General features: G+C 74.1%; 20 protein-coding genes, 3 tRNA genes and 1 pseudogene. 8 read left to right on the forward strand and 16 right to left on the reverse strand.

Annotation, left to right across the window (positions count from 1 at the left end; genetic code table 11):
* Positions 1–188: 188 nt before the first annotated feature.
* The 4 genes from ACSUPR_RS13995 to ACSUPR_RS14010 form a co-directional block, all read right to left on the reverse strand.
* A tRNA-Phe gene (locus ACSUPR_RS13995) sits at positions 189–262 on the reverse strand.
* A gap of 24 nt (positions 263–286) precedes the next feature.
* Positions 287–361: transfer RNA gene (locus ACSUPR_RS14000), tRNA-Asp, on the reverse strand.
* Positions 362–445: 84 nt separating this feature from the next.
* Positions 446–518 (reverse strand) — tRNA-Glu (locus tag ACSUPR_RS14005).
* Between the two features lie 106 nt (positions 519–624).
* Positions 625–2,157, reverse strand: a complete 1,533-nt coding sequence (locus ACSUPR_RS14010; protein ID WP_436892009.1) for a metallophosphoesterase family protein — start codon at positions 2,155–2,157, stop codon at positions 625–627.
* A 117-nt stretch (positions 2,158–2,274) separates the two neighbouring features.
* Here ACSUPR_RS14010 and ACSUPR_RS14015 point away from each other — a divergent pair, with 117 nt between their 5' ends.
* Together ACSUPR_RS14015 and ACSUPR_RS14020 are read left to right on the forward strand one after the other, a co-directional pair.
* The gene (locus tag ACSUPR_RS14015) at positions 2,275–2,625 is read left to right on the forward strand and encodes a metallopeptidase family protein (RefSeq protein WP_436891726.1); all 351 of its coding nucleotides are present in this window, start codon (positions 2,275–2,277) and stop codon (positions 2,623–2,625) included.
* Positions 2,626–2,964: 339 nt separating this feature from the next.
* A complete protein-coding gene (locus ACSUPR_RS14020) occupies positions 2,965–4,272 on the forward strand; it encodes an MFS transporter (protein ID WP_436891727.1) in 1,308 nt (435 codons plus the stop codon).
* Positions 4,273–4,338: 66 nt separating this feature from the next.
* On the opposite strand, the gene ACSUPR_RS14025 is transcribed toward ACSUPR_RS14020, so the two are convergent.
* From ACSUPR_RS14025 to ACSUPR_RS14035, 3 genes are all read right to left on the reverse strand, one after another.
* Positions 4,339–4,476: a hypothetical protein gene (locus ACSUPR_RS14025; RefSeq protein WP_436891728.1), complete on the reverse strand. Its 138-nt coding sequence runs from the start codon at positions 4,474–4,476 to the stop codon at positions 4,339–4,341.
* Complete coding sequence (locus tag ACSUPR_RS14030) at positions 4,476–4,736, reverse strand: PspC domain-containing protein (protein ID WP_436891729.1); 261 nt, start codon at positions 4,734–4,736, stop codon at positions 4,476–4,478. Before ACSUPR_RS14030 ends, ACSUPR_RS14025 begins: the two co-directional genes overlap by 1 nt.
* A 212-nt stretch (positions 4,737–4,948) precedes the next feature.
* Positions 4,949–5,551: a TetR/AcrR family transcriptional regulator gene (locus ACSUPR_RS14035; RefSeq protein WP_436892010.1), complete on the reverse strand. Its 603-nt coding sequence runs from the start codon at positions 5,549–5,551 to the stop codon at positions 4,949–4,951.
* A gap of 480 nt (positions 5,552–6,031) precedes the next feature.
* On the opposite strand from ACSUPR_RS14035, the gene ACSUPR_RS14040 reads away from it, so the two are divergent.
* Positions 6,032–6,553 (forward strand): lamin tail domain-containing protein, encoded by a 522-nt coding sequence (locus ACSUPR_RS14040; protein WP_436891730.1) that lies wholly within the window; start codon positions 6,032–6,034, stop codon positions 6,551–6,553.
* A 344-nt stretch (positions 6,554–6,897) separates the two neighbouring features.
* On the opposite strand, the gene ACSUPR_RS14045 is transcribed toward ACSUPR_RS14040, so the two are convergent.
* A complete protein-coding gene (locus ACSUPR_RS14045; RefSeq protein WP_436891731.1) occupies positions 6,898–7,794 on the reverse strand; it encodes a LysR family transcriptional regulator in 897 nt (298 codons plus the stop codon).
* Positions 7,795–7,862: 68 nt separating this feature from the next.
* Here ACSUPR_RS14045 and ACSUPR_RS14050 point away from each other — a divergent pair, with 68 nt between their 5' ends.
* Positions 7,863–8,903 carry an EamA family transporter gene (locus ACSUPR_RS14050; RefSeq protein ID WP_436891732.1) on the forward strand — a complete coding sequence of 347 codons (1,041 nt, stop codon included), beginning with the start codon at positions 7,863–7,865 and terminating at the stop codon, positions 8,901–8,903.
* Here the strand turns inward: ACSUPR_RS14050 and ACSUPR_RS14055 are convergent.
* From ACSUPR_RS14055 to ACSUPR_RS14065, 3 genes are all read right to left on the reverse strand, one after another.
* Positions 8,830–10,191 carry a GntP family permease gene (locus ACSUPR_RS14055; protein WP_436891733.1) on the reverse strand — a complete coding sequence of 454 codons (1,362 nt, stop codon included), beginning with the start codon at positions 10,189–10,191 and terminating at the stop codon, positions 8,830–8,832. The two genes, ACSUPR_RS14050 and ACSUPR_RS14055, sit on opposite strands and share 74 nt — an antisense overlap.
* 12 nt (positions 10,192–10,203) lie before the next feature.
* A complete protein-coding gene (locus ACSUPR_RS14060; protein WP_436891734.1) occupies positions 10,204–11,400 on the reverse strand; it encodes a glycerate kinase in 1,197 nt (398 codons plus the stop codon).
* Positions 11,401–11,471: 71 nt separating this feature from the next.
* The gene (locus ACSUPR_RS14065) at positions 11,472–12,560 is read right to left on the reverse strand and encodes a CdaR family transcriptional regulator (RefSeq protein ID WP_436891735.1); all 1,089 of its coding nucleotides are present in this window, start codon (positions 12,558–12,560) and stop codon (positions 11,472–11,474) included.
* 209 nt (positions 12,561–12,769) lie between these two features.
* Between ACSUPR_RS14065 and ACSUPR_RS14070 the strand changes: the two genes are divergently transcribed.
* Positions 12,770–13,711: a 1-aminocyclopropane-1-carboxylate deaminase/D-cysteine desulfhydrase gene (locus tag ACSUPR_RS14070; protein WP_436891736.1), complete on the forward strand. Its 942-nt coding sequence runs from the start codon at positions 12,770–12,772 to the stop codon at positions 13,709–13,711.
* Positions 13,712–13,812: 101 nt separating this feature from the next.
* Here the strand turns inward: ACSUPR_RS14070 and ACSUPR_RS14075 are convergent.
* Positions 13,813–14,007, reverse strand: a pseudogene (locus ACSUPR_RS14075) (DUF4240 domain-containing protein); the annotation flags it as partial.
* Positions 14,008–14,184: 177 nt separating this feature from the next.
* Entirely contained in the window at positions 14,185–14,784 is a 600-nt protein-coding gene (locus tag ACSUPR_RS14080; RefSeq protein ID WP_436891737.1) for a short chain dehydrogenase, read from the reverse strand.
* Positions 14,785–14,853: 69 nt separating this feature from the next.
* On the opposite strand from ACSUPR_RS14080, the gene ACSUPR_RS14085 reads away from it, so the two are divergent.
* Positions 14,854–15,753 carry a LysR family transcriptional regulator gene (locus ACSUPR_RS14085; protein WP_436891738.1) on the forward strand — a complete coding sequence of 300 codons (900 nt, stop codon included), beginning with the start codon at positions 14,854–14,856 and terminating at the stop codon, positions 15,751–15,753.
* On the opposite strand, the gene ACSUPR_RS14090 is transcribed toward ACSUPR_RS14085, so the two are convergent.
* Positions 15,713–16,210 (reverse strand): DUF6463 family protein, encoded by a 498-nt coding sequence (locus ACSUPR_RS14090; protein ID WP_436891740.1) that lies wholly within the window; start codon positions 16,208–16,210, stop codon positions 15,713–15,715. The genes ACSUPR_RS14085 and ACSUPR_RS14090 overlap by 41 nt on opposite strands.
* On the reverse strand, positions 16,207–16,803 hold the full coding sequence (locus ACSUPR_RS14095; RefSeq protein WP_436891741.1) for a DUF2867 domain-containing protein: 597 nt from the start codon (positions 16,801–16,803) through the stop codon (positions 16,207–16,209). Before ACSUPR_RS14095 ends, ACSUPR_RS14090 begins: the two co-directional genes overlap by 4 nt.
* Before the next feature lie 91 nt (positions 16,804–16,894).
* Between ACSUPR_RS14095 and ACSUPR_RS14100 the strand changes: the two genes are divergently transcribed.
* Positions 16,895–17,446: a TetR/AcrR family transcriptional regulator gene (locus tag ACSUPR_RS14100; RefSeq protein WP_436891742.1), complete on the forward strand. Its 552-nt coding sequence runs from the start codon at positions 16,895–16,897 to the stop codon at positions 17,444–17,446.
* Positions 17,447–17,615: 169 nt separating this feature from the next.
* Positions 17,616–18,707 (forward strand): winged helix DNA-binding domain-containing protein, encoded by a 1,092-nt coding sequence (locus ACSUPR_RS14105; protein WP_436891744.1) that lies wholly within the window; start codon positions 17,616–17,618, stop codon positions 18,705–18,707.
* Positions 18,708–18,710: 3 nt separating this feature from the next.
* Here the strand turns inward: ACSUPR_RS14105 and ACSUPR_RS14110 are convergent, their stop codons facing one another.
* Entirely contained in the window at positions 18,711–19,988 is a 1,278-nt protein-coding gene (locus ACSUPR_RS14110) for an FAD-binding protein (protein ID WP_436891745.1), read from the reverse strand.
* Positions 19,989–20,043 lie beyond the last annotated feature (55 nt).

Here is a 20,043-nt window from a genome sequence, read left to right on the forward strand (position 1 = left end):
CCCCGAGAGAAGCCGGGGAGGGTCGCCGCCGAGCCGCCCGGAACATCAGCGCGTATTCAGCACAGCCGCCCACCCGGACCCGCCGCCCACCGACGACCACCGGCGACCACCGGCGACCACCGGCGCACCGAGAAGGGCCCGCCACCTGTTCCCACAGGTGGCGGGCCCTTCTCGCATGTCTTGGATTGTGGCTAGGGGCGGGGTCGAACCGCCGACCTTCCGCTTTTCAGGCGGACGCTCGTACCAACTGAGCTACCTAGCCGTACCGCCGAGATATCGGCGAGCGCGGTCCTGACGGGATTTGAACCCGCGGCCTCCACCTTGACAGGGTGGCGAGCACTCCTAACTGCTCCACAGGACCTGATCTCGGCCGCCTTCCGGGTCTCCCCGGTCCGCGTCCGCGGTTCCATTCTGCCAGACATCCGACAGTGGTCGAACCGCCTCGTACCCCCAACGGGATTCGAACCCGCGCTACCGCCTTGAAAGGGCGGCGTCCTAGGCCGCTAGACGATGGGGGCCCGTGTGACACGTCCAGCATAGGGGAGATTCCCACCAACACCAAAGCGATTTGCCCACTCCGGTGAAAGCGCCGTGACCTGCGGTGACGCCACCTGTCCGGTGCGGTCAGCGGCCGCGTCCGCCGCCCTCGGACTCCTCGTCCGGCTCGGCTCCGGGCTCGCCCACCGGCCGGTCGGGGTCGCCCTCGATGTGCCGTTCGACCTGGGCCGACGTCAGTCCCAGCCCGCCCAGGTCGACGTCGTCGCGGGCCTGCAGCCGGCCGGTCTCGGCGTCGAAGTACAGCACCGAGGCCTGGTACGGGGTCGGTCTGCCCCGGCCGTGATCAAGGCCACGCAGACCCGCGCCGCCGGTGGAGCCCTGGCTCAGGAACCGGGTGCCGAGCCCGGTGAGCCAGGTGGAGCGCAGGTGGTCCCCTCCGGTCAGGACCAGCGGGACGACCCCGTCGAAGGCCTCCGCCTGTGTCCGCGTGTGCAGGAGCGCCAGGTCCACCTCCTCCCGGGCGCCGATGACCTCCGCGGCCTGCTCCTCGCCGAGGGCGGCCACCCCCTCCGCCGTCGGGTTGAGCCTGGTCGCGTCCGGCGTGTACCGGGGGTCCCCCGCCCCGTACAGGGTGAGCCCGCCCACCTCGCGGATCTCACCGTCCAGCACCACCGCGTTGGGCTGGGCCTCCACCGCGCGCTGCGTGCCCATGGAGTCGTGCTGCCCGCGCACCCACACGTAGGGGACGTCGAGCTTGCCGATCTCGTCGGCGAAGACGTCCTCGGCGGCGCTGCCCCGGTCGGTGAGGTCGCCCGAGTCCACGATGAAGTCGACGGCGTACTGCTCGCGCAGGGTGCGGATGATGCTCCACGAGGCCGGGTTGAGCTGGATGTCGGACACGTGCAGCACCCGGATGACGGACTCGTCCTCCTCGTACACCGGCAGGCCCGAGGTCGCCTCGTAGATCATCGCGACGTTGCCGACCAGCCCGGCGAGCTGCTCCTGGTACTCGTTGAACCGGCCGACGACCTCCTCCGCGCTGCCGACCACCTGGGGTGCGCCCGCGATGAGGCCGGTGTACCGCGGCTCGGCGATGGCGCTCGGGTTGAAGGTCAGGCCGGCCGCCGCTCCGGACCCGGCGAGGACGGCCAGGCAGACCCCCGACCCGGCCAGCGCCCGCCACACGCTGCGGAACAGCAGCAGGCCCATGACGGCGGCGCCCGCGGCGGCGGCGAGCACCGAGCGGACCACGAGGGCGATGACGCCCTCGCGCAGGTCGGAGCCGATCCCGGCGGCCATGCGGTTGATGGCGTCGGGGTCGGCGAACATCTCCTGGGCCGCGGAGAGCCGGATGTCGGAGATCGTGGCCTCCAGCCGCAGCGGCGCGCTGTGGGTGTCGAAGGCGAGCTGGCCCAGGGGCGCCACGTTGACGACGGTCTCACCGTGCCACTGGGGGTTGAGGCTCAGGGTGACGTCGGCGGGGCCGATGGGCGTGACGACCTGCCCGGCCAGGGCCAGGCCGAGCCATCCGCCGACCAGACCCGCGACGACGACGCAGGCCCAGCGCCAGGCCCGGCCGGCACGCATCCGGGCCAGGGCCTCGCGGAGCCGCCGGAGGGCCCCGCGGAAGTCGTACGCGCGGATCGCTTCCCAAGACAACACCCCCCCATCATGCCGGTGACGGGGACCGTTCCCAATGTTTCCTCCCGTCCAGTGTGTTTATGTCGCTATCCCGACTCCCGCCCCGGGGTCGACGCCCCGCCCCCGGGCGGCACAATGGCGGTTGTGGTGGAACTGACACGCAGGGAGTTCGAGGAACTGGTCGCCGACGCGCTGGACGAGATCCCGCCGGAGCTGGCGTCCCTCATCGACAACGTGGTGATCACCGTCCAGGACGAGTCGCCGGACGGGCTGCTCGGCCTCTACGAGGGCATTCCGCTGACCGAGCGGGGGGATTCCTACTTCGGTGTGCTCCCGGACCAGATCTTCATCTACCGGCTGGGCATCTGCGCGATCTGCGAGACCCGCGAGGACGTCGTCGAGGAGGTCCTGATCACGGTGGTCCACGAGATCGCGCACCATTTCGGAATCGACGACGCCCGTCTGCACGAACTGGGCTGGGGCTGATCGGCCGGGGCGGCGGGCTCCGGGTGACCGTCCGAAAACCCCATCCCCTCGGGGATCGGGTCCCACTTCGGGGGCTCTCCGTGCGCGGTCGGCCGACCGGACGGGACCCGAATTCCCGCGCGGAACCCCGTGCTCCCGCATTTCCGCAGTGGGAGCGGGGAAGGCTCCGGATACCGGCGGGGACGGCTGATCCCGTGACCCGATGTTCCATTACCCCCAGCAACGAATCAGACACGAATTCCTTGCAATGCCTTGCAACGTGGCGCGCGTTCCGGGACGGTTGGTCATTGGGACACGACACAGCGTGATTTCAACCCTGTAACAGTAAGGGAGTGCCGGATGGCCAATCCGCGCCTCGACGAGACGCCTGACAACGAGGGTCACAAGCCTTCGTCCCCCCCGCAGGACGCTTGGCGCAGCAGCTACCGCGAGGTCATGGCGCTCGGGGAATTCCGCGCCGTCTGGTCGGCCCACATCCTCTCCACGGTCAGCACCAACCTCCTCAACATCGCAGCGAGCATCCTGGTCTACCAGATCACCGGCTCCCCGCTGGCCGCGGGTTTCACCATCGCCCTCGGCTTCCTCCCCCCGCTCATCGCCGGACCGTTCCTGTCCGGCCTCGCCGACCTCTTCCCCAGGCGCCAGGTGATGGTGGTCTGCGACCTGCTGCGCGCGGTCCTCATCGCCGCGGTCGGCATCCCCGGTCTGCCGCTGTGGGCGGTCTGGACCCTGCTGTTCTGCTCGGTGCTGCCCGCGATCCCCTTCGCCGCCGCCCGCGCCGCGATGATGACCGAGATCGTCCAGGGTGAGCGCTACGTCGCCAGCACCGCCATCATCCAGCTGACCTCCCAGGTGGGCATGCTGGTGGGCTTCATGGCGGGCGGCTTCACCTCGGGCCTGTTCGGCCCGCACGCCACCGTGATGTGCAACGGAGCGCTGCTGGTGGTGACGGCGCTCATCGTGCGGTTCGGGGTCAGGGCGCGGCCCGCGCCGGAGCGCCCGGAGAAGGAGGAGGGCGGCGGTTTCCTCGCGATGACCATCGGCGGGGCCAAACTGGTCTTCGGCGACCCGCGGCTGCGCACGCTCGCCCTGATGGCCTGGCTGGCCGGGCTGTACATGGTCCCCTACGGGCTGGCGACCCCGCTGGCGGCCGAGGCGGGCGGCGGGGAGGCGGCGGCCGGGGTCGTCATGGCGGGGACGTCGATCGGCGCCCTCACGGGCGGCCTGGTCCTGACCCGCCTGGTGCCCCCGGTGACCCGGCTCAGGCTGCTGGGACCGCTGGCCGTGCTGGCGTCGGTCCCGCTGCTGGTGTGGCTGTTCGACCCGCCGCTGTGGCTCATGGTCGTCGCGCTCGCGGTGTCCGGTGCCAGCGGCGCCTACCAGTTCGTGGCCAACGCCGCGTTCGTGCTGTGCGTGCCGCCGGACGGCCGGGCCCTGGCCTTCGGCCTGGTCGCCTCGGGCCTACAGGTGGCCCAGGGGCTGGGCATCCTCGCGGGCGGCTTCTTCGCCGAGTTCTTCGGCACCGGAACGGTCGTGGTGGGCGCGGGAGTGCTGGGAATCGCGTTCGCGCTGCTGCTGGTCCTGCCCTGGTCGCGGATGAGCGACGAGGTCACGCGCAAGATGGCGGAGAGCGACTCCCCGGCCTGAGCCCGCGCCGTCCCCCGGCCCTCCGCTTCCCCGGTTCCCGCACGGCCCGCCCCGGGAGGGGTCTCCCTAGGGGCGGGGCCGGCGGGCGGCGGGGTCGGTGCAGCGCTCACCGGAGGTCTCGCGCTCCTCCTCGGCCTCGTGGTCGGGCCGCTGGGCGCGGAGCTCGCGCCGCTCCCACCCCGGATGTGCTCTGAGGGTCCACATCAGTTCTGTCCCGGCTTTCCCTGGAAGTTGCGGATGATCTGTTCGAGCATCGAGTACTGCTCGCCCTCGGCCGGCATGATCAGCAGCGCGAGGATGTACACGAAGACGCCGCTGAAGCCGAGCACGGTGAGGACCACGAACACCAGGCGGACGATGTTGGCGTCGATGCCGAAGTAGTCGGCGATGCCGCCGCACACACCCGCCAGGAAGCGGTTGTCGTTGCTGCGTCGGAAGCGCTTGCCCTGGAGTTTCTCGTTCATGTCCTCAGCCTGCCCGCCCGCGGCGGGATTTCCCATCGGGGAGAGCCCTGGAGCGCCCCTGACATCCCCCCGACGCCCCTGACGGGGCCCGGAGGCGCCCCCTTGGGGGGCACGGCGGTTGGACGCGGGCGGCGCCTCCGGCGTTCCCCGTGTCCGGTGAGTCATGGAGCACACTACGGGCCGGGTACGACGAACGGCGGCCGCCGGGAGGATCAGCGCGGGGCGTAGACCTCGCCCAGGACGCGGAACGCGTCGCGGATCCGGGCCCGGATGCGCTCGGCGTCCTCCTCCTCGGAATAGCGCAGGTGGCGCATGGTGTGCCGCATGACGGCCATCGCGGTCACGGCGGCCAGCTGGGGCCGGTCCGATTCGGGCGGCTCGCCCAGGCGCTCGGCGATGGCCCCGGCCATCACCTGTTCCATGTCGTGGAACCGGGCGAGCACCCCGGGGACGAGCTGGGGCTCCCGGTCCATCAGCAGCTTGCGCAGCCGCATCTCCTCGCGCTGGGCGGCCAGGTCCTCGGTGTCGAGGAGGAACGCGATCAGCAGCACGATGAGGTCGTCGGTGAAGTCCCCGGTGGGGCCGCCCGCGGCGAACTCCCGGGTGGCGTCCTCGTCGAGCGTCCCGGGGAGCCTGCCCAGGAGGGCCTCCTCCTTCGTCCCGAAGTAGTTGAAGAAGGTGCGGGTGGAGACCCCGACCTCGGCGGCGATCTCCTCCACGGTGACGTTCTCGAGCCCGTGCTCGAGCGCGAGCCGTACCGCGGCCTCCCGGAGGGAGCGCCGGGTCGCCGCCTTCTTGCGCTCGCGCAGCCCCATCCGCTCCTCCTCCCTCCGATCCTCGGTCACCTGACGTGCTCCTCTCCCGGCCCCGGCCGGTCCTCGCCGCGCGCTCCCCGTCCGGGACCGCGCCCGCCGGTCACCGGCCGACCGCCGGGGGCGGGCCTCGGCGATGACGGGGGTCTCCTCGTCACTGTGCCAGCAACGGGGCGCTCAAAGGTACTTGCGGGGCGCCCGGCGGGCCGCGGCCGGGTCCGGATTCCCGGCGGTCCGGCACGGAACGCGGCGCCGGGGAGGACTTCGGTCCCTCACTCCGCCCCGGAGACATTTCTCCGGCCTCTTCGAAAAGGATGACCGGAACATCAGCCAGGAAGGAAAGAAACCTCTCCCGCGCATATCCGGAAAAGCTGGAGAAAACACCACACGCCCGCGCCTCCGGCCGTACAGTCTCCTCAGCGGTTGCCGCTTTCCCCTTCATTTCGGACATCGGACCCCGGTCCGTCATTTCAAGGAGCACCTGTGGCGCAGAAAAAGTTCCGGGCCGCTCTCGTCGCGGCGGCGGTCCTGGCCGCCCTCGTCACCGCCCCCGCTCCCGCGCAGGCGGCCTCCACGAGCGGCGCCCTGATGATCACGCACGTGCGGCCCAACGCCTCCGGTGCGGACGTCAAGGACAACAGGCAGGTCAACCTGAACGGCGAGTACTTCATCCTCAAGAACGTCTCGACCAAGACGGTCGACCTCTACGGATACGTCCCCGACATCACGACCAACACCTACGGACGCCCCCTGCCGTCCTACCGGCTCCCGGCGGGCGCCCGCGTGTACGTGCACACCGGCAGCGGCACCAACCACAGGGACGCCCAGGGGAACCACCACGTGTACCGGGGCTACGGCCGCCACGTGCTGCCCAACGACGGCACCACCCGGAACCCGAACATCCGGCTGAAGAAGCCGGGCTCGCGCGACGACAACACGTCCACCGGGTCCATCAGCTCCTGTGACTGGAGCAGGGCTGCGGACGGCCGGACCTACGGCTGCTGAGCCCGGCCCCGGCCTCCGCCCGGCCCGGACACCGTACGACCGCCGTCGGCGCCGGTGGCCGGGTCCGGGACCGGGAGCGCGGCGGGCGACGACCGCTACGGCCGGGCGCCCGACGCGGCGTTCGCGGCCGCGGCGGAGCCCCGGTACGCGCCGACCGTGCCGGGGACGGCGCACCCGGGTTCAGCGACGCCCCGTTCCCACCGCCCCGGTCCCGTCGCCGACGGACTCCCCGGGCCGGGAGGAGACGGCCCGGATCGCCGAGGCGGCCTGCCCGGCCTTCCTCGACGCGACGCTGAACGGGGCCGGCGCCGACGTCGCCGCGGCCCTGTCGGGGCTGGGCGGGGTCACTCCGGAGCCGTAGGCCGCACCGCCGCCGGGAGCGGGGGCGGCGCCTGGCCGTACACCTCGGCGAGCAGGGCCACCGCCGCGTAGGTGGAAGGGTGCGGGTCGTGCGACCGCCAGATCACCCGGACCGGGATGGTGGGCGCGTCGCGCACGGGGCGGAACACGATGCCGTCGCGGCGGTACTGGGCGACCGTGCCCTCGGCCGTGATGCCGACGCAGCGGCCGGTGGCGATCTCGGCCAGCCAGTCGTCGATGTCCTGGGTGTGCTCCAGCGCCGGGCGGCGGTCGGCGGGCCACAGGTCGGCGGTGGTGGTGCCGGTGCGGCGGTCGACGAGGACCCGCCGGTCGGCGATCTCGTCCAGGCGCACGGACCTCCGCCGGGCCCAGGGGTCGTCGGAGGCCAGGGCGCAGAAACGGCGCTCGTGTCCCACGACCGCGCCGTCGAACCGGCGCCCGTCCACGACCGCGCGCACCAGGGCGAGGTCGCAGGCGCCCTCGGCCAGCCCGGCGGTGGGGGTGTTGGTGCGGACCAGGTGCAGTTCCACACCGGGTTCGCGGGCGGCCCACAGGCGCTGGAAGCGTCGGGTGTGGCGCCCCACCGCCGACCAGGCGTGGCCCAGGCGCAGGCGGCGGTGGCCCGCGGTGGCCTCCTGGACCAGGCCGTCGACCTCGTCCAGGACGGTCCTGGCCCGGGCCAGGACCCGCCGCCCGGCGGGGGTGGGGGTGACCTCGCGGCTGGTGCGGTGCAGCAGCCGGGTGCCCAGCGCCCGTTCCAGGGCGGCCAGGCCCCGGGACACCGCGGCCTGGGAGACCCCCAGGTGCAGGGCGGCGTCGGTGAAGGTCCCGGTGTCGGCGATGGCGACCAGGCAGCGCAGGTGGCGCAGCTCCACATCCATGCGTTCAGCGTATACAGCAAGCGTCACATGCATTTTGCGCATGCTCGGCCGGGCCGCATGATCCGGTCATGGAGACATCGACGGAGGAGCTCCCGGCGGACGCGGCCGGGGTCGGGGCCGGAGCCGGACGGCACGCGGCAGGCGGGCGCGGGCGCCTGGCCGGCACGGCGGTGATGCTGGGCGGTGGGGTGTCCAACCAGGTGGGGGCCTCGCTGGGGGCGCTGGCCTTCCCGGTGATCGGCCCGGCCGGGGTGGTGGCGGTGCGCCAGTGGGTGGCGGCCGCGGTGCTGTTCGCCGTGGCCCGGCCCCGGCTGCGGGGACCGGTCCGGGAGCAGTGGCGGCCGATCGTCGCCATGGGCCTGGTCTTCGGTTGCATGAACCTGGCCCTGTACTCGGCGGTGGACCGCATCGGGCTGGGCCTGGCGGTGACCCTGGAGTTCCTCGGGCCGCTGGCGGTGGCGCTGGCCTCCTCGCGCCGGTGGACGGACCTGGGGTGCGCGATGGCCGCCGGCGGCGCGGTGGCGGTGCTGATGCGCCCGCAGCCCAGCGGCGATCACCTGGGAATGGGGCTGGCGCTGGCGGCCGCGGCCTGCTGGGCGGCGTACATCCTGCTCAACCGGACGGTGGGGCGGCGGGTGCCGGGGATCGAGGGCTCGGCCGCGGCGGCGGGGGTGTCCGCCCTGGCCTTCCTGCCGGTCGGGGCGTGGGTGCTGTGGCACCAGCCGCCGACGTGGGCGGCGCTGGGCTGCGCGGCGGCGGCGGGACTGCTGTCCTCCACGGTGCCGTTCCTCGGCGACCTGTACGCGCTGCGGCGGGTGCCGGCCCGGTTCTTCGGCCTGTTCATGAGCGTCCACCCGGTGATGGCGGCGCTGGCGGGGCTGGTGGTCCTCGACCAGCGGTTGGCGTGGCCGGACTGGGCGGCGATCGCCGCGGTGGTGGCGGCGAACGCCGTGGGCGCCTCCGGGGCGGGCCGCCGGTGGACACGGCCCGACGCCGGGCCCCGCCCCACCGGGCGGCGGAGCGGGGCCGGCGGGATCAGAGCAGGAACAGCCCGATCGTCCAGACGGTGGCGAAGGCGGCCGTGCCCTCGATCGCGGTCGCCACGCTGAGCGTCCGGTAGGCGGTCGCCACCGGGATCCTGCTCAGCTGGGACACCACCCAGAAGTAGGAGTCGTTGGCGTGCGAGACGACCATCGCGCCCGCGCCCACCGCCAGCACGCTCAGGACCGTGCCCTCCGGGGAGCCGAGCCCGAGGGAGCCCAGTATCGGTGCGATGAGCGCCGAGGTGCTGACGATCGCCACCGTCGACGACCCCTGGGCCGTCTTGAGCGCGGCGGCGATGAGGAACGGGACCGCGAGCCCGATCCCGAGGCCGCTCAGGTTCTCGGAGAGGAAGCCGGTCAGCGGCGAGGCGGCAAGCACGGCGCCGAAGGCGGCACCGGCACCGGTGATGAGCAGGATCGGGGCCGAGACCCGGATCGACTCCTGGACGTGGTCGTTGAAGCGCTCCAGCCTGCCGTGGCCGCGCAGCAGCAGGACGGCGACGGCCAGGCCGACGATGAGCGCGATGACCGGGGTCCCCAGGAACGACAGGACGTCGAAGGCGGCGCCCTCGCCGATCGGGCGGCCCGGCAGCTTGACGACCGAGGAGGTGCAGATCAGCGCCAGCGGGACCGCGATCGGCAGGAACGAGACGAAGGCGTTGGGAAGCCGGCCGTAGCTCGCGCGCAGTTCCTCGTAGGACTGCTCGGTGAGGTCGTCGTCGCTCTCGGCGGGCAGCGGGGTGAACCGCTTGCGGGAGAACGTGCTCGCGAAGAGCAGTCCGGCGAGGGCGGCGACGGCGGCCACCGGCAGGCCGAGGGCGATGATCATGCCCAGGTCGTCGGAGGCGCCGAGGTTCTCGGCGGCGGCCAGCGGGCCCGGGGTCGGCGGGACCATGGTGTGCGTGGCGTACAGGCCCGTCATCAGGGCGATCGAGGTGGCCAGGGTGGACACGCCGGTGCGCAGGGTCACGGCCTTGCGCAGCGAGTTGAGGATGACGTAGCCGGAGTCGCAGAACACCGGGATGGAGACGATGTAGCCGATGAGGGACATCGTCAGGTTCGGGAAGCGGGTGCCGAGCACCTTGATGAGCGCCTCGGCCATCGCGATCGCGGCGCCGGAGCGCTCCAGGATCACGCCGATCATGGTGCCGAACAGGATCACCAGGCCGATGTTGCCCAGGGTGTTGCCGAAAGCGGTCGTCACGGTGGTGACGACCTCGCCCGTCGGGATCCGGAAGGCGAAGGCGCCGACGAGGGCGGCGCCGATGAGCGCGAGGAAGGGGCTGACCTTCCAGCGCGCGGTGACGAGCACGATGGCCGCCACCAGGAGGAGCAGGATGAGCAACGAGATCACGGTCGGTGTTCCTTATGCGTGCGGGTGTGCGAGGCGGGGGGCGAGGAGGCGGCAGCAGTTGGCCGCCGTCCACTCGATGTCGGCCAGGACCTCCTCGCGCATCCGCTCCAGGGAGCGCGGCCCCCGGGCGGTGGAGAAGGCCGCGGTGACCCCCGAGTCCCGGAGCTCCTCGGGGGTGACCGAGACGTCTCCGGCGATGACCACGACGGGGGCGCCCGCCGGGGCGAGGCGGCGGACCGCGTCGACGACCTTGCCGCCCAGGGACTGTCCGTCGAACCGGCCCTCCCCGGTGAGGACCAGGTCGGCGTCGGCCATGAGCCGTTCGGCGTCCAGGACCTCGGCGACCATGCGGGAGCCGGGGACGGCCTCGGCCCCCAGCAGGGCCGTGAGCGGGGCGGGCAGGCCGCCCGCCGCGCCCATGCCCGGGCGGTCGCGGACGTCGTCCCCGGTGGTCCGGGCGAGCACGTCGGCCAGCCGGTCCAACCCGTTGTCCAGGACGCGCACGTCGTCGGGGCCCGCGCCCTTCTGCGGGCCGAACACGGCGGCGGCCCCGCGCTCGCCGACCAGGGGGTTGGTGACGTCGCAGGCGATGCGCCAGCGCACGGCCCGGGCGCGCGGGTCGAGTCCGGAGGTGTCCAGCCGGTCCAGGCCGGTGAGGCTCCCGCCCCCGTCGGGGAGCTCCGCTCCGTCCCGGTCCAGCAGGCGGGCGCCGAGCGCGCGGAGCAGGCCGGTGCCGCCGTCGGTGGTGGCCGATCCGCCGATGCACAGGAGGATCTCCTCGACCCCGGCGTCCAGCAGGGCCGTGACCAGGGGCCCGATCCCCCGGGTGGTGGCGGCCAGCGGACGCGGGGGGACGTCGGAGACCAGCGGCAGGCCGTTGGCCTCGGCCGCCTCGATGATCCCGGTCCGGCCGTCCGGCGACAGGCCGTAGCGGGCGCGCACCGGCCGGCCCAGTGCGTCGGTGGTGTCCACCGTGAGCGCTTCGGTGCCCCAGGCGCCCAGGAGCGCGTCGAGGGTCCCCTCGCCTCCGTCCGCGAACGGCAGGGGGCGGACGTCCACCTCGACGCCCGCCGAGGAGAAGGCGTCGCGGACTCCGCGCTCCATGGCCGCGGCCACGTCCACGGCCCGGGCGCTGCCCTTGAAGGAGTCCGGGACGATGGCGACGCGGACGGGAACGCCCTGGTCATGTACGTGCAACGCGATGGACATGACGCAGAGCCTAGGAAGAAACCCCCGTGCGATTCGACGGTGTCTCGCCCAGTCTTCCTGTGACTTCCTGTTCAGCCTGTGTGCGAAACGCACAAGGCTTCACGGGCGTAGAGGGCCATCTGCAACGCCGACAGGTGGTCGGCGCGGCGGATGTCGGCCCCGGTGGCCGCCCGGATCCGCTCCACCCGCTGGAGCAGGGTGTTGCGGTGGACGTACACCGAGTCGGCCGCCGCCTGCATGGAGGTCGTCGACGCCACCGCAAGCAGGGTGCGCCGCTGCGCCTCGCTCAGCACCGACGCCCGCCGGGCCAGGTGCTCCAGGCTGCGCCGGGGCAGGTGGGCGACGGCCACGGCGATGTCGCGGGACCAGGGCTCGGTACTCCCCAGGGCGGGGACGAGCCCGGCGCGGCGGCACAGCGCCCGCGACTCCTCGGCACGGGCCAGCAGGGCCTCGACGTCGTCGGTGGGCTCGGTCGCGGTGTGCCGGACGCCGGCGGGCATCGGGAGGTCGGGGGCGGTTCCCGAGCCCACCAGCCACAGGGCGCCGTGCAGCACCGCGGACCGGTGCCCGCCGTCGGTGTTGAACCGGGCGACGGCGGTGTCGGCCAGCGGCGGCGGGGCGGCCGCCCCGTCCGGCCGGGGCGTCCCCGCCGCCCACAGCGCCAGCGACCAGGGCGGGGCCAGCCCTGCGGCGGCCAGCCGGGCCCGCGCGGACTCCGCCGACGCGGTGCCCGAGGTCAGGGCGGCGATGAGGTCGCGGGCCTCGGTGTGGCGCCGGGTGGCCGCGTCCTGCTCCTCCTCCTGGGCGATGAGCAGCTGCACGGTCAGCGCCACGACCCGGGCCAGCGGGGCGACCTCCCGGGGCTCGCCGGTGATGCCGACGACGCCGCGCAGCTCCCCGTCGATGAACAGCGGCTCGTTGGCACCGGGCCGGTCGGAGCTGCCGGGCTCGGGCGAGGTGATGAGGACGGGACGGCCCTCGGCGATGACCCGCTGCGCGCCGTGGTGCAGGGTGCCGCGGCGCTCGGGGTCCATGCAGGCGATGATCGTGCCGTGCTCGTCCATCACGTTGACGTTGTGGCTGATCGTCGGAGCGATGAGATCGACCACCCGCTGGGCGAGCCCCCCGCTCAGCGGCGTCCGGCCGGCGTTCTCTGCCATGGCCACCAGGATAGGGAGCCCCCGCCGCCCGGCCGCCGTCCCGCGCCCCGGACCAGGGCCGGACCGGGGCCGGTGGCGGTGGCGGTGGCGGTGGCAGGGACGGAGCCGGTAGGCGGGCCCGGTGGCAGGGCCAGGGCCGGTGGCGGCGGGGCCGGGGCCGGAGTCGGGGTCGGGGCCGGAGTCGGGGTCGGGGTCTCTAGGCTGGCGGGATGGAGTCGATCGGGTGCGGCCACCTCACGGCCCGGCTGCCCTCCCCGTTGGAGGAGGTCCGCGACCCCCGGCTGGGCGGGGTGCGGCTGCTGCTCAAGCGCGACGACCTCATCCACCCCGAGGTGCCCGGCAACAAGTGGCGCAAGCTCCACCGCAACCTCCTGCGGGCGCACGAGGCGGGGGCCGACACCCTGCTGACCTTCGGCGGCGCCTACTCCAACCACATCCGGGCGGTGGCCGCCGCCGGGCGGGCCTGCGGGTTCGCGACCGTCGGTGTGATCCGCGGGGAGGAGCACCGGCCGCTCAACCCCGTGCTGGAGTACGCCGCCGGGCAGGGGATGCGGCTGGCCTACCTGGACCGGGCGGCCTACCGGGACAAGCACACACCGGAGGTGGTCGCGGGACTGCGCGACCGGTTCGGCGACTTCCACCTGCTGCCCGAGGGCGGCAGCAACGCCGAGGCGGTACTGGGGTGCGTGCCCGCCGCCGCGGAGATCGACGCGGACTTCGACGTGCTGTGCTGCGCCTGCGGCACGGGGGGCACCCTCGCCGGGGTCGCCGCCGGTCTGGGTCCGGGGCGGCGGGCGCTGGGGTTCTCGGTGCTCAAGGGGGGCGGCTTCCTCACCGGCGAGGTGCGGCGGCTGCAACGGGAGGCCGGGGTTCCCGGCGGCGACTGGTCGATCGAGACGGGCTACCACTTCGGCGGCTACGCCAGGTGCCCGCCCGCACTGCGGGAGTTCATCGCGGAGTTCCGGGACCGGCACGGACTGGAGCCGGAGCGGGTCTACGTGGCGAAGATGCTCGCCGGGATCTACGACCTGGCCGCCCGCGGGCGGCTGCGCCCCGGGACCACCGTGGTCGCCCTGGTCACCGGGCCCGCAGGGTACCGACCGGACTCACGCCCGGCGCTCCCGGCCCCCCGGTCGGAGAAGGACCCGTAGGAGTACCGGGTGTCGCGCCGCCACCCCTCGCCGGTGAGGTGCTCGTAGGCGCGGTCCGGAACGTAGGACAGCGGCTCGGCCCGGGTCGGCTCCTCGGCGCAGGGCGCGAAGAGCACCGGGTCGGCCGGCACCTCCTCGTAGGCCGCGCGCCCGTCGGCGACGACCGCGGCGCGGGTGTACAGGAACGCGTCAAAGGACAGGTCCTCCCCGTACTCGCGCCGGTCCAGCCGGTACAGGGCCTCGGAGAGCCGCTCGGCGAACCCGGTGACCACGGGCACCGGGCCGCGGGACGGCACCCCGACGAGGCGGTCGGCCGGGTGGTCGGGGTGCGGGCCGGGTGCGGCCGCCCGGCCCCCGACGATCGGCCTCCAGGAGGTGTTCCCGTCCGTGGTCCGATCCTGTCGGGGACCACCGGCAGGTCCGCGCGGCCGGGTGGCGGGGCGGTGGGGACCGCGTGTCAGGGAAGCCGCGTGTCAGGGAAGCTCGTGGACGCGGCCGGTGTCGGCGCCCTCGATCGACCTGACGTAGGCGGCGGCCACGTCGGCCAGGTCCACGGGGGCGAAGCCGGGGAAGAAGTCGCCGTAGTCGTCCAGGCTCTCGGTGAACACCGAGGGGCTGACCGCGTTGATCCGCCGCGGCGCGATCTCCACCGCCGCCGCCCGCACGAACGCCTCCAGCGCGCCGTTGGCCATCGACGCCGCGCTGCCGGTGACGATGGGCTCGCGGGCCAGGATTCCCGTGATGAGCGTGAACGAGCCGCGCGGGGCCACGTGGGGCAGGCCGGTGCGCACCAGGTCGATCTGGGCGAGCACCTTGCCCTCGAACGCCCGGGTGTAGTCCCGCGACTCCATCTCGGCGAACGGCCGGTAGGGGACGTCGCCCGCGGCACTGGCCACCGCGTCCACCGTCCCGACCCGGTCCCACAGCGCGGCCGACTGTTGCGGGTCGGTGATGTCGCAGCGAATGTCGCCGCCGCTGCGGCCGACACCCACCACGTCGTGTCCGCGCCCGGCCAGCGTCCGGTGCAGTTCCGATCCCAGTTTCCCGGTGGCTCCTACGAGCAAGATCCTCATGGGGAAAAGCTAGGCGCCGGGCCCCCGGCCGGGGAAATACGTCGCGCGCCCGGGTCATACGCTGGACGCATGGATGTGGAACTCCGCCACCTGCGCGCCCTGGTCGCCGTCGGGAACCGGGGCACGGTCACCGCCGCGGCGGCCGAGCTGGGCGTCACCCAGCCGACGCTGTCGCGGACCCTCGACCGGCTGGAGGAGATCGTGGGTGCGCGGCTGGTGGAGCGCACCACCCGGCGCACCGGGCTGACCGGGCGGGGCCGTCGGCTGTTCGAGGAGGCCTCGGTGCTGCTGGCGCGGCTGGACCGCGCGCTCGCCGACGCCGGTGCGTCCGGGCCGCTGCGGCTGGGATGGGCCTGGGCGGGGCTGGGCGAGCACACCGTTCCGCTGCTGCGCGGCTGGCGGGCCGTGTCCGCCGCCGAGGTGGAGGTGCGCCGACCCGACGATCCGGAGGCGGGCCTGCTCGACGGGAGCCTGGACGCCGTGATCGTGCGCCGGGTGCTGCCGGAGGAGGTCTCACTGCCGGACACCGTCACCGCCCACCTGTTCACCGAGACCCTGGTCGCCGGGGTGCCCGCGACGGGCCCGCTGGCCCGCCGGTCCTCGGTCGGCCTCGCCGAGCTGGCCGGGGAGACCGTGGCCCTGTGCGCGACCTCCCCGACCGTCACCCTGCGGGTGTGGGACGGCGCGGCGGTCCCGGAGCGGACCGTCACCGTCGCCAACACCGACGAGTGGCTCACCCGGATCGCGATGGGCGACGCCGTCGGGGTCACCGCTGCCGCGACCTCCTACGGGCACCGCCACCCGGGCGTGGTGTACCTGCCCGTGCGGGACTCCGCGCGGGTGGAGGTCAGCCTGGTGTGGCCCGCGTCGCGGCCGCACCCCGAGGTGGAGCGGTTCGCCTCGTTCGCCCGCCGCCACTTCCGCCGGGTCATCGAGAACGGTTCTCCGCCGACCGTCCTGGCGCTGTGACGGGGGCGGGCCCGGCCTCGCGGAGACGCCCGCGGCGCGCCGCCAGCACGACGAGCAGGCCCGCCGCGGCTCCCAGGAAGTAGGGCGAGGGCACCAGCAGGATCCCGCCGACGACGCACCACACCGCGACCCCCCAGCCGACCCAGGCGGGAACGGCGACCCCGCGCCCGGCGAGGTGCCACAGGAGGGTGCCCAGCAGGGCCAGCGGCACGGAGAAGCTCCCGGGTCCGGCCCAGAAGACGACCTCGTTGCGCAGTTCGGCCGCCGTGAGGTCGGTCGCGCCCGCCTCCAGCGGGACGGCGGCCCACAGCCCCCGCTCCGCCCAGGCGGCGATGTCCGCCCACGAGAGGACCGCCAGCAGGGTCAGGTGGCCGACCCCCAGCACGATCATGATGGCGCTCGCCCAGCGCAGGGGTGTCCTGCCTGTCCCGGCGCTCTGTTCCGTTCGCCGTGTCATGCTCCGGCTCCGTTCCGTTCGGCCCAGGCCCGCTCCCAGCGGGCGGTCAGGGCGGGGTAGACGACGAGGTACCGGAAGGGCGCGATGGCTGCCAGGTAGAGGCGCCCGAACCGGCCGTTGGGTTTGACGAGCACGGCCATCCGGAGTTCGTGGGCGCCGTCGGCGCGGCGTGCCCAGCCCAGGTGCATCAGGGAGTGCACGGTCCGGTTCGCCAGCTCGCGGACGGCCTCGGTGTCGGTCTCGTAGACCGCCTTCAGCGGCATGTCGTCGCGGTCCTCTCCGCGCGGTGCGGCGAGCAGGTCGGCGGGCAGGCGGTCGCGGAGCGAGAGGACCCGCCCGCCCACTCCCGATTCCGGCCCGTCCCAGCCCAGGAGCGCGCCGAGCCGCCACCGGAGGGTGAACAGGAACCGCACCGCCGGGGGCATCCGGCCGATCCCGCCGGACGAGCGGATCGCCGCCAGCACGGCCCGGAAGTCGTCGGGGCCGGCTCCGGGGACGCGGAACGCCCACACGTCCTCGACCTCGAAGTCCGGCGCCACGTCGTGGACGCGCCAGGGGTGCTCGGTGTGCGTGGACTTCGCGATCCGTGCCATGGTCGGCCCCTCGTTCTATACGCAGCCGTATATCTCATATGTACGGTAGCGTACAGAAAATGAACGCGACATCCGGGGACCGGTGAAACAGGTGCCTCCCGCAGCCCGCACCCCGCGCAGCCGCTGGATCGAGGCCGGACTCGACGCCCTCGCCCGGGGCGGCCCGGACGCGGTCCGGGTCGAGGCCCTGGCCGCCGGACTCGGCGTGACCAAGGGCGGTTTCTACGGGTACTTCGACGGCCGTCCCGCGCTGCTCGCCGAGCTCCTCGACGAGTGGGAGCGGCGCTGCACCGACGACGTCCTCGCCCGGGTCGAGGCCGAGGGCGGCGACCCGGTCGACAAGATCCGCCGAGCCGGGGAGCTGACCTTCACCGACGAGCTGCACCGGATCGACCTCGCCGTCCGCGAGTGGGCCCGCCAGGACCCGGCGGTCGCCGAGCGGCTGCGCCGCGTCGACAACGTGCGGATGGACTTCCTGCGTTCGATGTTCGGGAGCTTCGTCGAGGACCCCGACGAGGTCGAGGCGCGCTGCACCCTGATGTTCGCGCTGGCGATCGGCCGCCACTTCATCGCCGTGGACCATCCGGGCCGCACCCACCGCGAGGCGATCATGCTCGCCGGGGAACTCCTCCTCCGCCCCTGATCCCCCTCACCGCCCGGCTCCGGCCTCCCGCCGGGGGATGGGGGTGTCCCCCCGGTCTCCAGGAGAGTAGAGGACGGAACCTGACCTGTTCGCCTGCGAGAGTGGCCGCAGGCCGCGGGGGACGCGGTGTCCCGGCGTGCGCCGGGAGGGACGCACGGAAGGTACACCCATGACCGTTCTGGACGACCGGGCGCTCAACCGCGCCGCGCTCGCCCGGCAGGCCCTGCTCGAACCCTCCGACCGGTCGGCCCTGGACCTGGTGTCCCACCTGTGCGGGCTCCAGGCCCAGGAGCCGCAGGAGCCGTTCGTCGGCCTGTGGACCCGGATGCGCCGCTTCCGGGCGCCCGAGCTGTCGGACCTGCTGACCGGACGCCGCGTGGTACGGGTCCACCTCATGCGCCGCACCGTCCACCTGATGACCACCGAGGACGTGCTCGCCTGGCGCTCCCGGTTCGGCGCCATGCTGCGCCAGAAGGTCGCCGCCACCTACCGCCGGGAACTGGAGGGGGTGGACCTGGACGAGCTGGAGGCGGCGGGCCGCGCGGTGCTGGCCGACGGCGAGCCCCGCACCATGGCCGAACTCGTCGGGGCCGTGGCCGACCGCTGGCCCGACGCACACCGGCGGGCGCTGGGCGAGATGCTGGTCTCCGCCCTGGTCCCGGTCGTGCAGACCCCGCCGCGCGGGCTGTGGCGCACCAGGGCCGGGGTGCGCAACGCCCCGCTGTCGGCCTGGACCGGCCGTGAGCCCGCGCCGCACGACCCCGGCGGCACCGACCCGGTCGGCCGGGAACTCGTCCGGCGCTACCTCGCCGCCTACGGCCCCGCCACCTCCACCGACCTGCGCGCCTGGTGCGGTCTGGCCGGCCTGCCCGCCGCGGTGGCCGCGGTCCGCGAGGAGCTGGTCTCCTTCCGCGACACGGGCGGCCGGGAGCTGCTGGACCTGCCCGGCGCCCCGCTGCCCGACCCCGACACCCCCGCGCCGGTGCGGTTCCTCCCCGCGTTCGACAACGCCGTCCTGGGATACCGGTACCGCGGCCGGATCATCGACGACGAGCACCGCGGCCTCTCCGTGGCCGGGGAGCGCGTGGTGCTGGTGGACGGCCGGGTCACCGCGACCTGGACCGGCGGGGACGACACCGTGTCCGTCACCCCGCTGCGCCCGCTCACCCCGGCGGAGCGGGACGCCGTCGCGGAGCGGGCGGAGGAGCTGTCGGCGTTCCTGTCCGACGGCGCCTCCCGCCGCGTCCGCGTCGGCGGCTGAGGGTCAGCCGCGGGGGAAGGCCCGGTCCCGGGGGAAATACGTGTCCGTGAAGGCGTTGCGGAACTTCCCCCCGGGGTCGAACCGCTCCAGCAGCCCCGCGAAGTCCGCGGACCGCTCGTAGGAGGCCGCCACCCGGGCCGGGGGCAGGGTGCTGAGCTTGCCCCAGTGCGGCCGCGCCCCCAGCGGGGCCAGCCGCTCCTCCACCGCCGCGAGCACCGGGGCCACCGCCTCCGGGTCCCGCCGCCAGGTGAAGTGGAAGGCCACCGAGTCGCGCCCGTACGCCGGGCTCAGCCACAGGTCGTCGGCGCGGACCGTGCGCACCTCGGACACGTGCAGCACCGGGGCGATCCGCTCCCCCAGGCCCCGCAGCGCGGCGATGCCCTCCGCGGCCGCCGCCCGCGGCAGGTAGAACTCCGACTGCAGCTCCTCCCCCGCGCTCGGAGCGAACCCGGGGCGGAAGTGCGGCAGCCTCTCGAACCAAGGGCCGACCGCTCCCAGCTGCTCGGTGGCCGGCGCGGCCGACATCCCCGGCACCGGGTGCTGGGGCTCGTCCGCCGGGCGCCCGCCGGCCCAGGCCCCCCGGGGCTCCCCTTCGCGGTGCTTGAGCCAGATCCGGCCGGTGCCCTCGTTCCAGCCGGTGAACAGGCTGACGCTGTACGCGGAGCCGAACACCGCGTCCACGTCCGCCGCCACCTCCTCCAGCGGCACGTCTAGCCGGACCCGCTGGGACACCGCGAAGGCGGGCTCCACCTCCAGGGTCAGCCGGGTGACGATCCCGAGCGCGCCCAGGGCCACCACCGTGCCGGGGAACACCTCCGGGTCGGTGCCCCGGTCCAGCCGCACCGCCTCCCCGTCGGGCCCCAGCAGTTCGAGCCCGCGCACGGCGGCGGACAGGCAGCGCAGGCGGTCCCCGGACCCGTGGGTCCCGGTGGCGCAGGAGCCGGCCACCGAGATGTGCGGCAGCGAGGCGAGGTTGGCCAGGGCGAACCCCCGGCGGTGCAGCTCCGCGGCGAGTTCGGCGTAGCGGGTCCCGGCGGAGACGGTGACGGTGGAGGCCTCCCGGTCCACCTCGATCTCCCGCGGGAGGCCGTCCAGTCGAACCAGGTCGTGGTCGGAGTCGGCGACCCGGTTGAAGGAGTGGCCGCTGCCCAGCGCCCGGATCCGCGGGGTGTCGCGGACCAGGGCGCGCAGGGCGGCGGGGTCGGTCGGCCGGTGGACGCGGGGGCTGGCGTAGGTGAGGTTCCCGGCCCAGTTGCGGACCGGTACGGACGAGGCGGGCATGGGCTCTCCAGGGGGTGCGGCCGGGGCGCCCACGCTACCGAACCGCGCCCCTGCC

Source organism: Nocardiopsis dassonvillei (assembly GCF_964273065.1).
Classification (GTDB): Bacteria; Actinomycetota; Actinomycetes; order Streptosporangiales; family Streptosporangiaceae; genus Nocardiopsis; species Nocardiopsis dassonvillei_B.

What these genes read in the sequence shown, in the direction of transcription:
- ACSUPR_RS14020 (WP_436891727.1), top strand. Translation starts at nt 2,965, where the DNA reads ATGGCCAATCCGCGCCTCGACGAGACGCCTGACAACGAGGGTCACAAG.
- ACSUPR_RS14105 (WP_436891744.1), top strand. Translation starts at nt 17,616, where the DNA reads ATGACCGTTCTGGACGACCGGGCGCTCAACCGCGCCGCGCTCGCCCGG.
- ACSUPR_RS14095 (WP_436891741.1), bottom strand. Translation starts at nt 16,803, where the DNA reads ATGGCACGGATCGCGAAGTCCACGCACACCGAGCACCCCTGGCGCGTC.
- ACSUPR_RS14110 (WP_436891745.1), bottom strand. Translation starts at nt 19,988, where the DNA reads ATGCCCGCCTCGTCCGTACCGGTCCGCAACTGGGCCGGGAACCTCACC.
- ACSUPR_RS14050 (WP_436891732.1), top strand. Translation starts at nt 7,863, where the DNA reads ATGGAGACATCGACGGAGGAGCTCCCGGCGGACGCGGCCGGGGTCGGG.
- ACSUPR_RS14085 (WP_436891738.1), top strand. Translation starts at nt 14,854, where the DNA reads ATGGATGTGGAACTCCGCCACCTGCGCGCCCTGGTCGCCGTCGGGAAC.
- ACSUPR_RS14025 (WP_436891728.1), bottom strand. Translation starts at nt 4,476, where the DNA reads ATGTGGACCCTCAGAGCACATCCGGGGTGGGAGCGGCGCGAGCTCCGC.
- ACSUPR_RS14080 (WP_436891737.1), bottom strand. Translation starts at nt 14,784, where the DNA reads ATGAGGATCTTGCTCGTAGGAGCCACCGGGAAACTGGGATCGGAACTG.
- ACSUPR_RS14030 (WP_436891729.1), bottom strand. Translation starts at nt 4,736, where the DNA reads ATGAACGAGAAACTCCAGGGCAAGCGCTTCCGACGCAGCAACGACAAC.
- ACSUPR_RS14045 (WP_436891731.1), bottom strand. Translation starts at nt 7,794, where the DNA reads ATGGATGTGGAGCTGCGCCACCTGCGCTGCCTGGTCGCCATCGCCGAC.
- ACSUPR_RS14090 (WP_436891740.1), bottom strand. Translation starts at nt 16,210, where the DNA reads ATGACACGGCGAACGGAACAGAGCGCCGGGACAGGCAGGACACCCCTG.
- ACSUPR_RS14070 (WP_436891736.1), top strand. Translation starts at nt 12,770, where the DNA reads ATGGAGTCGATCGGGTGCGGCCACCTCACGGCCCGGCTGCCCTCCCCG.
- ACSUPR_RS14015 (WP_436891726.1), top strand. Translation starts at nt 2,275, where the DNA reads ATGGCGGTTGTGGTGGAACTGACACGCAGGGAGTTCGAGGAACTGGTC.
- ACSUPR_RS14060 (WP_436891734.1), bottom strand. Translation starts at nt 11,400, where the DNA reads ATGTCCATCGCGTTGCACGTACATGACCAGGGCGTTCCCGTCCGCGTC.
- ACSUPR_RS14065 (WP_436891735.1), bottom strand. Translation starts at nt 12,560, where the DNA reads ATGGCAGAGAACGCCGGCCGGACGCCGCTGAGCGGGGGGCTCGCCCAG.
- ACSUPR_RS14035 (WP_436892010.1), bottom strand. Translation starts at nt 5,551, where the DNA reads ATGGGGCTGCGCGAGCGCAAGAAGGCGGCGACCCGGCGCTCCCTCCGG.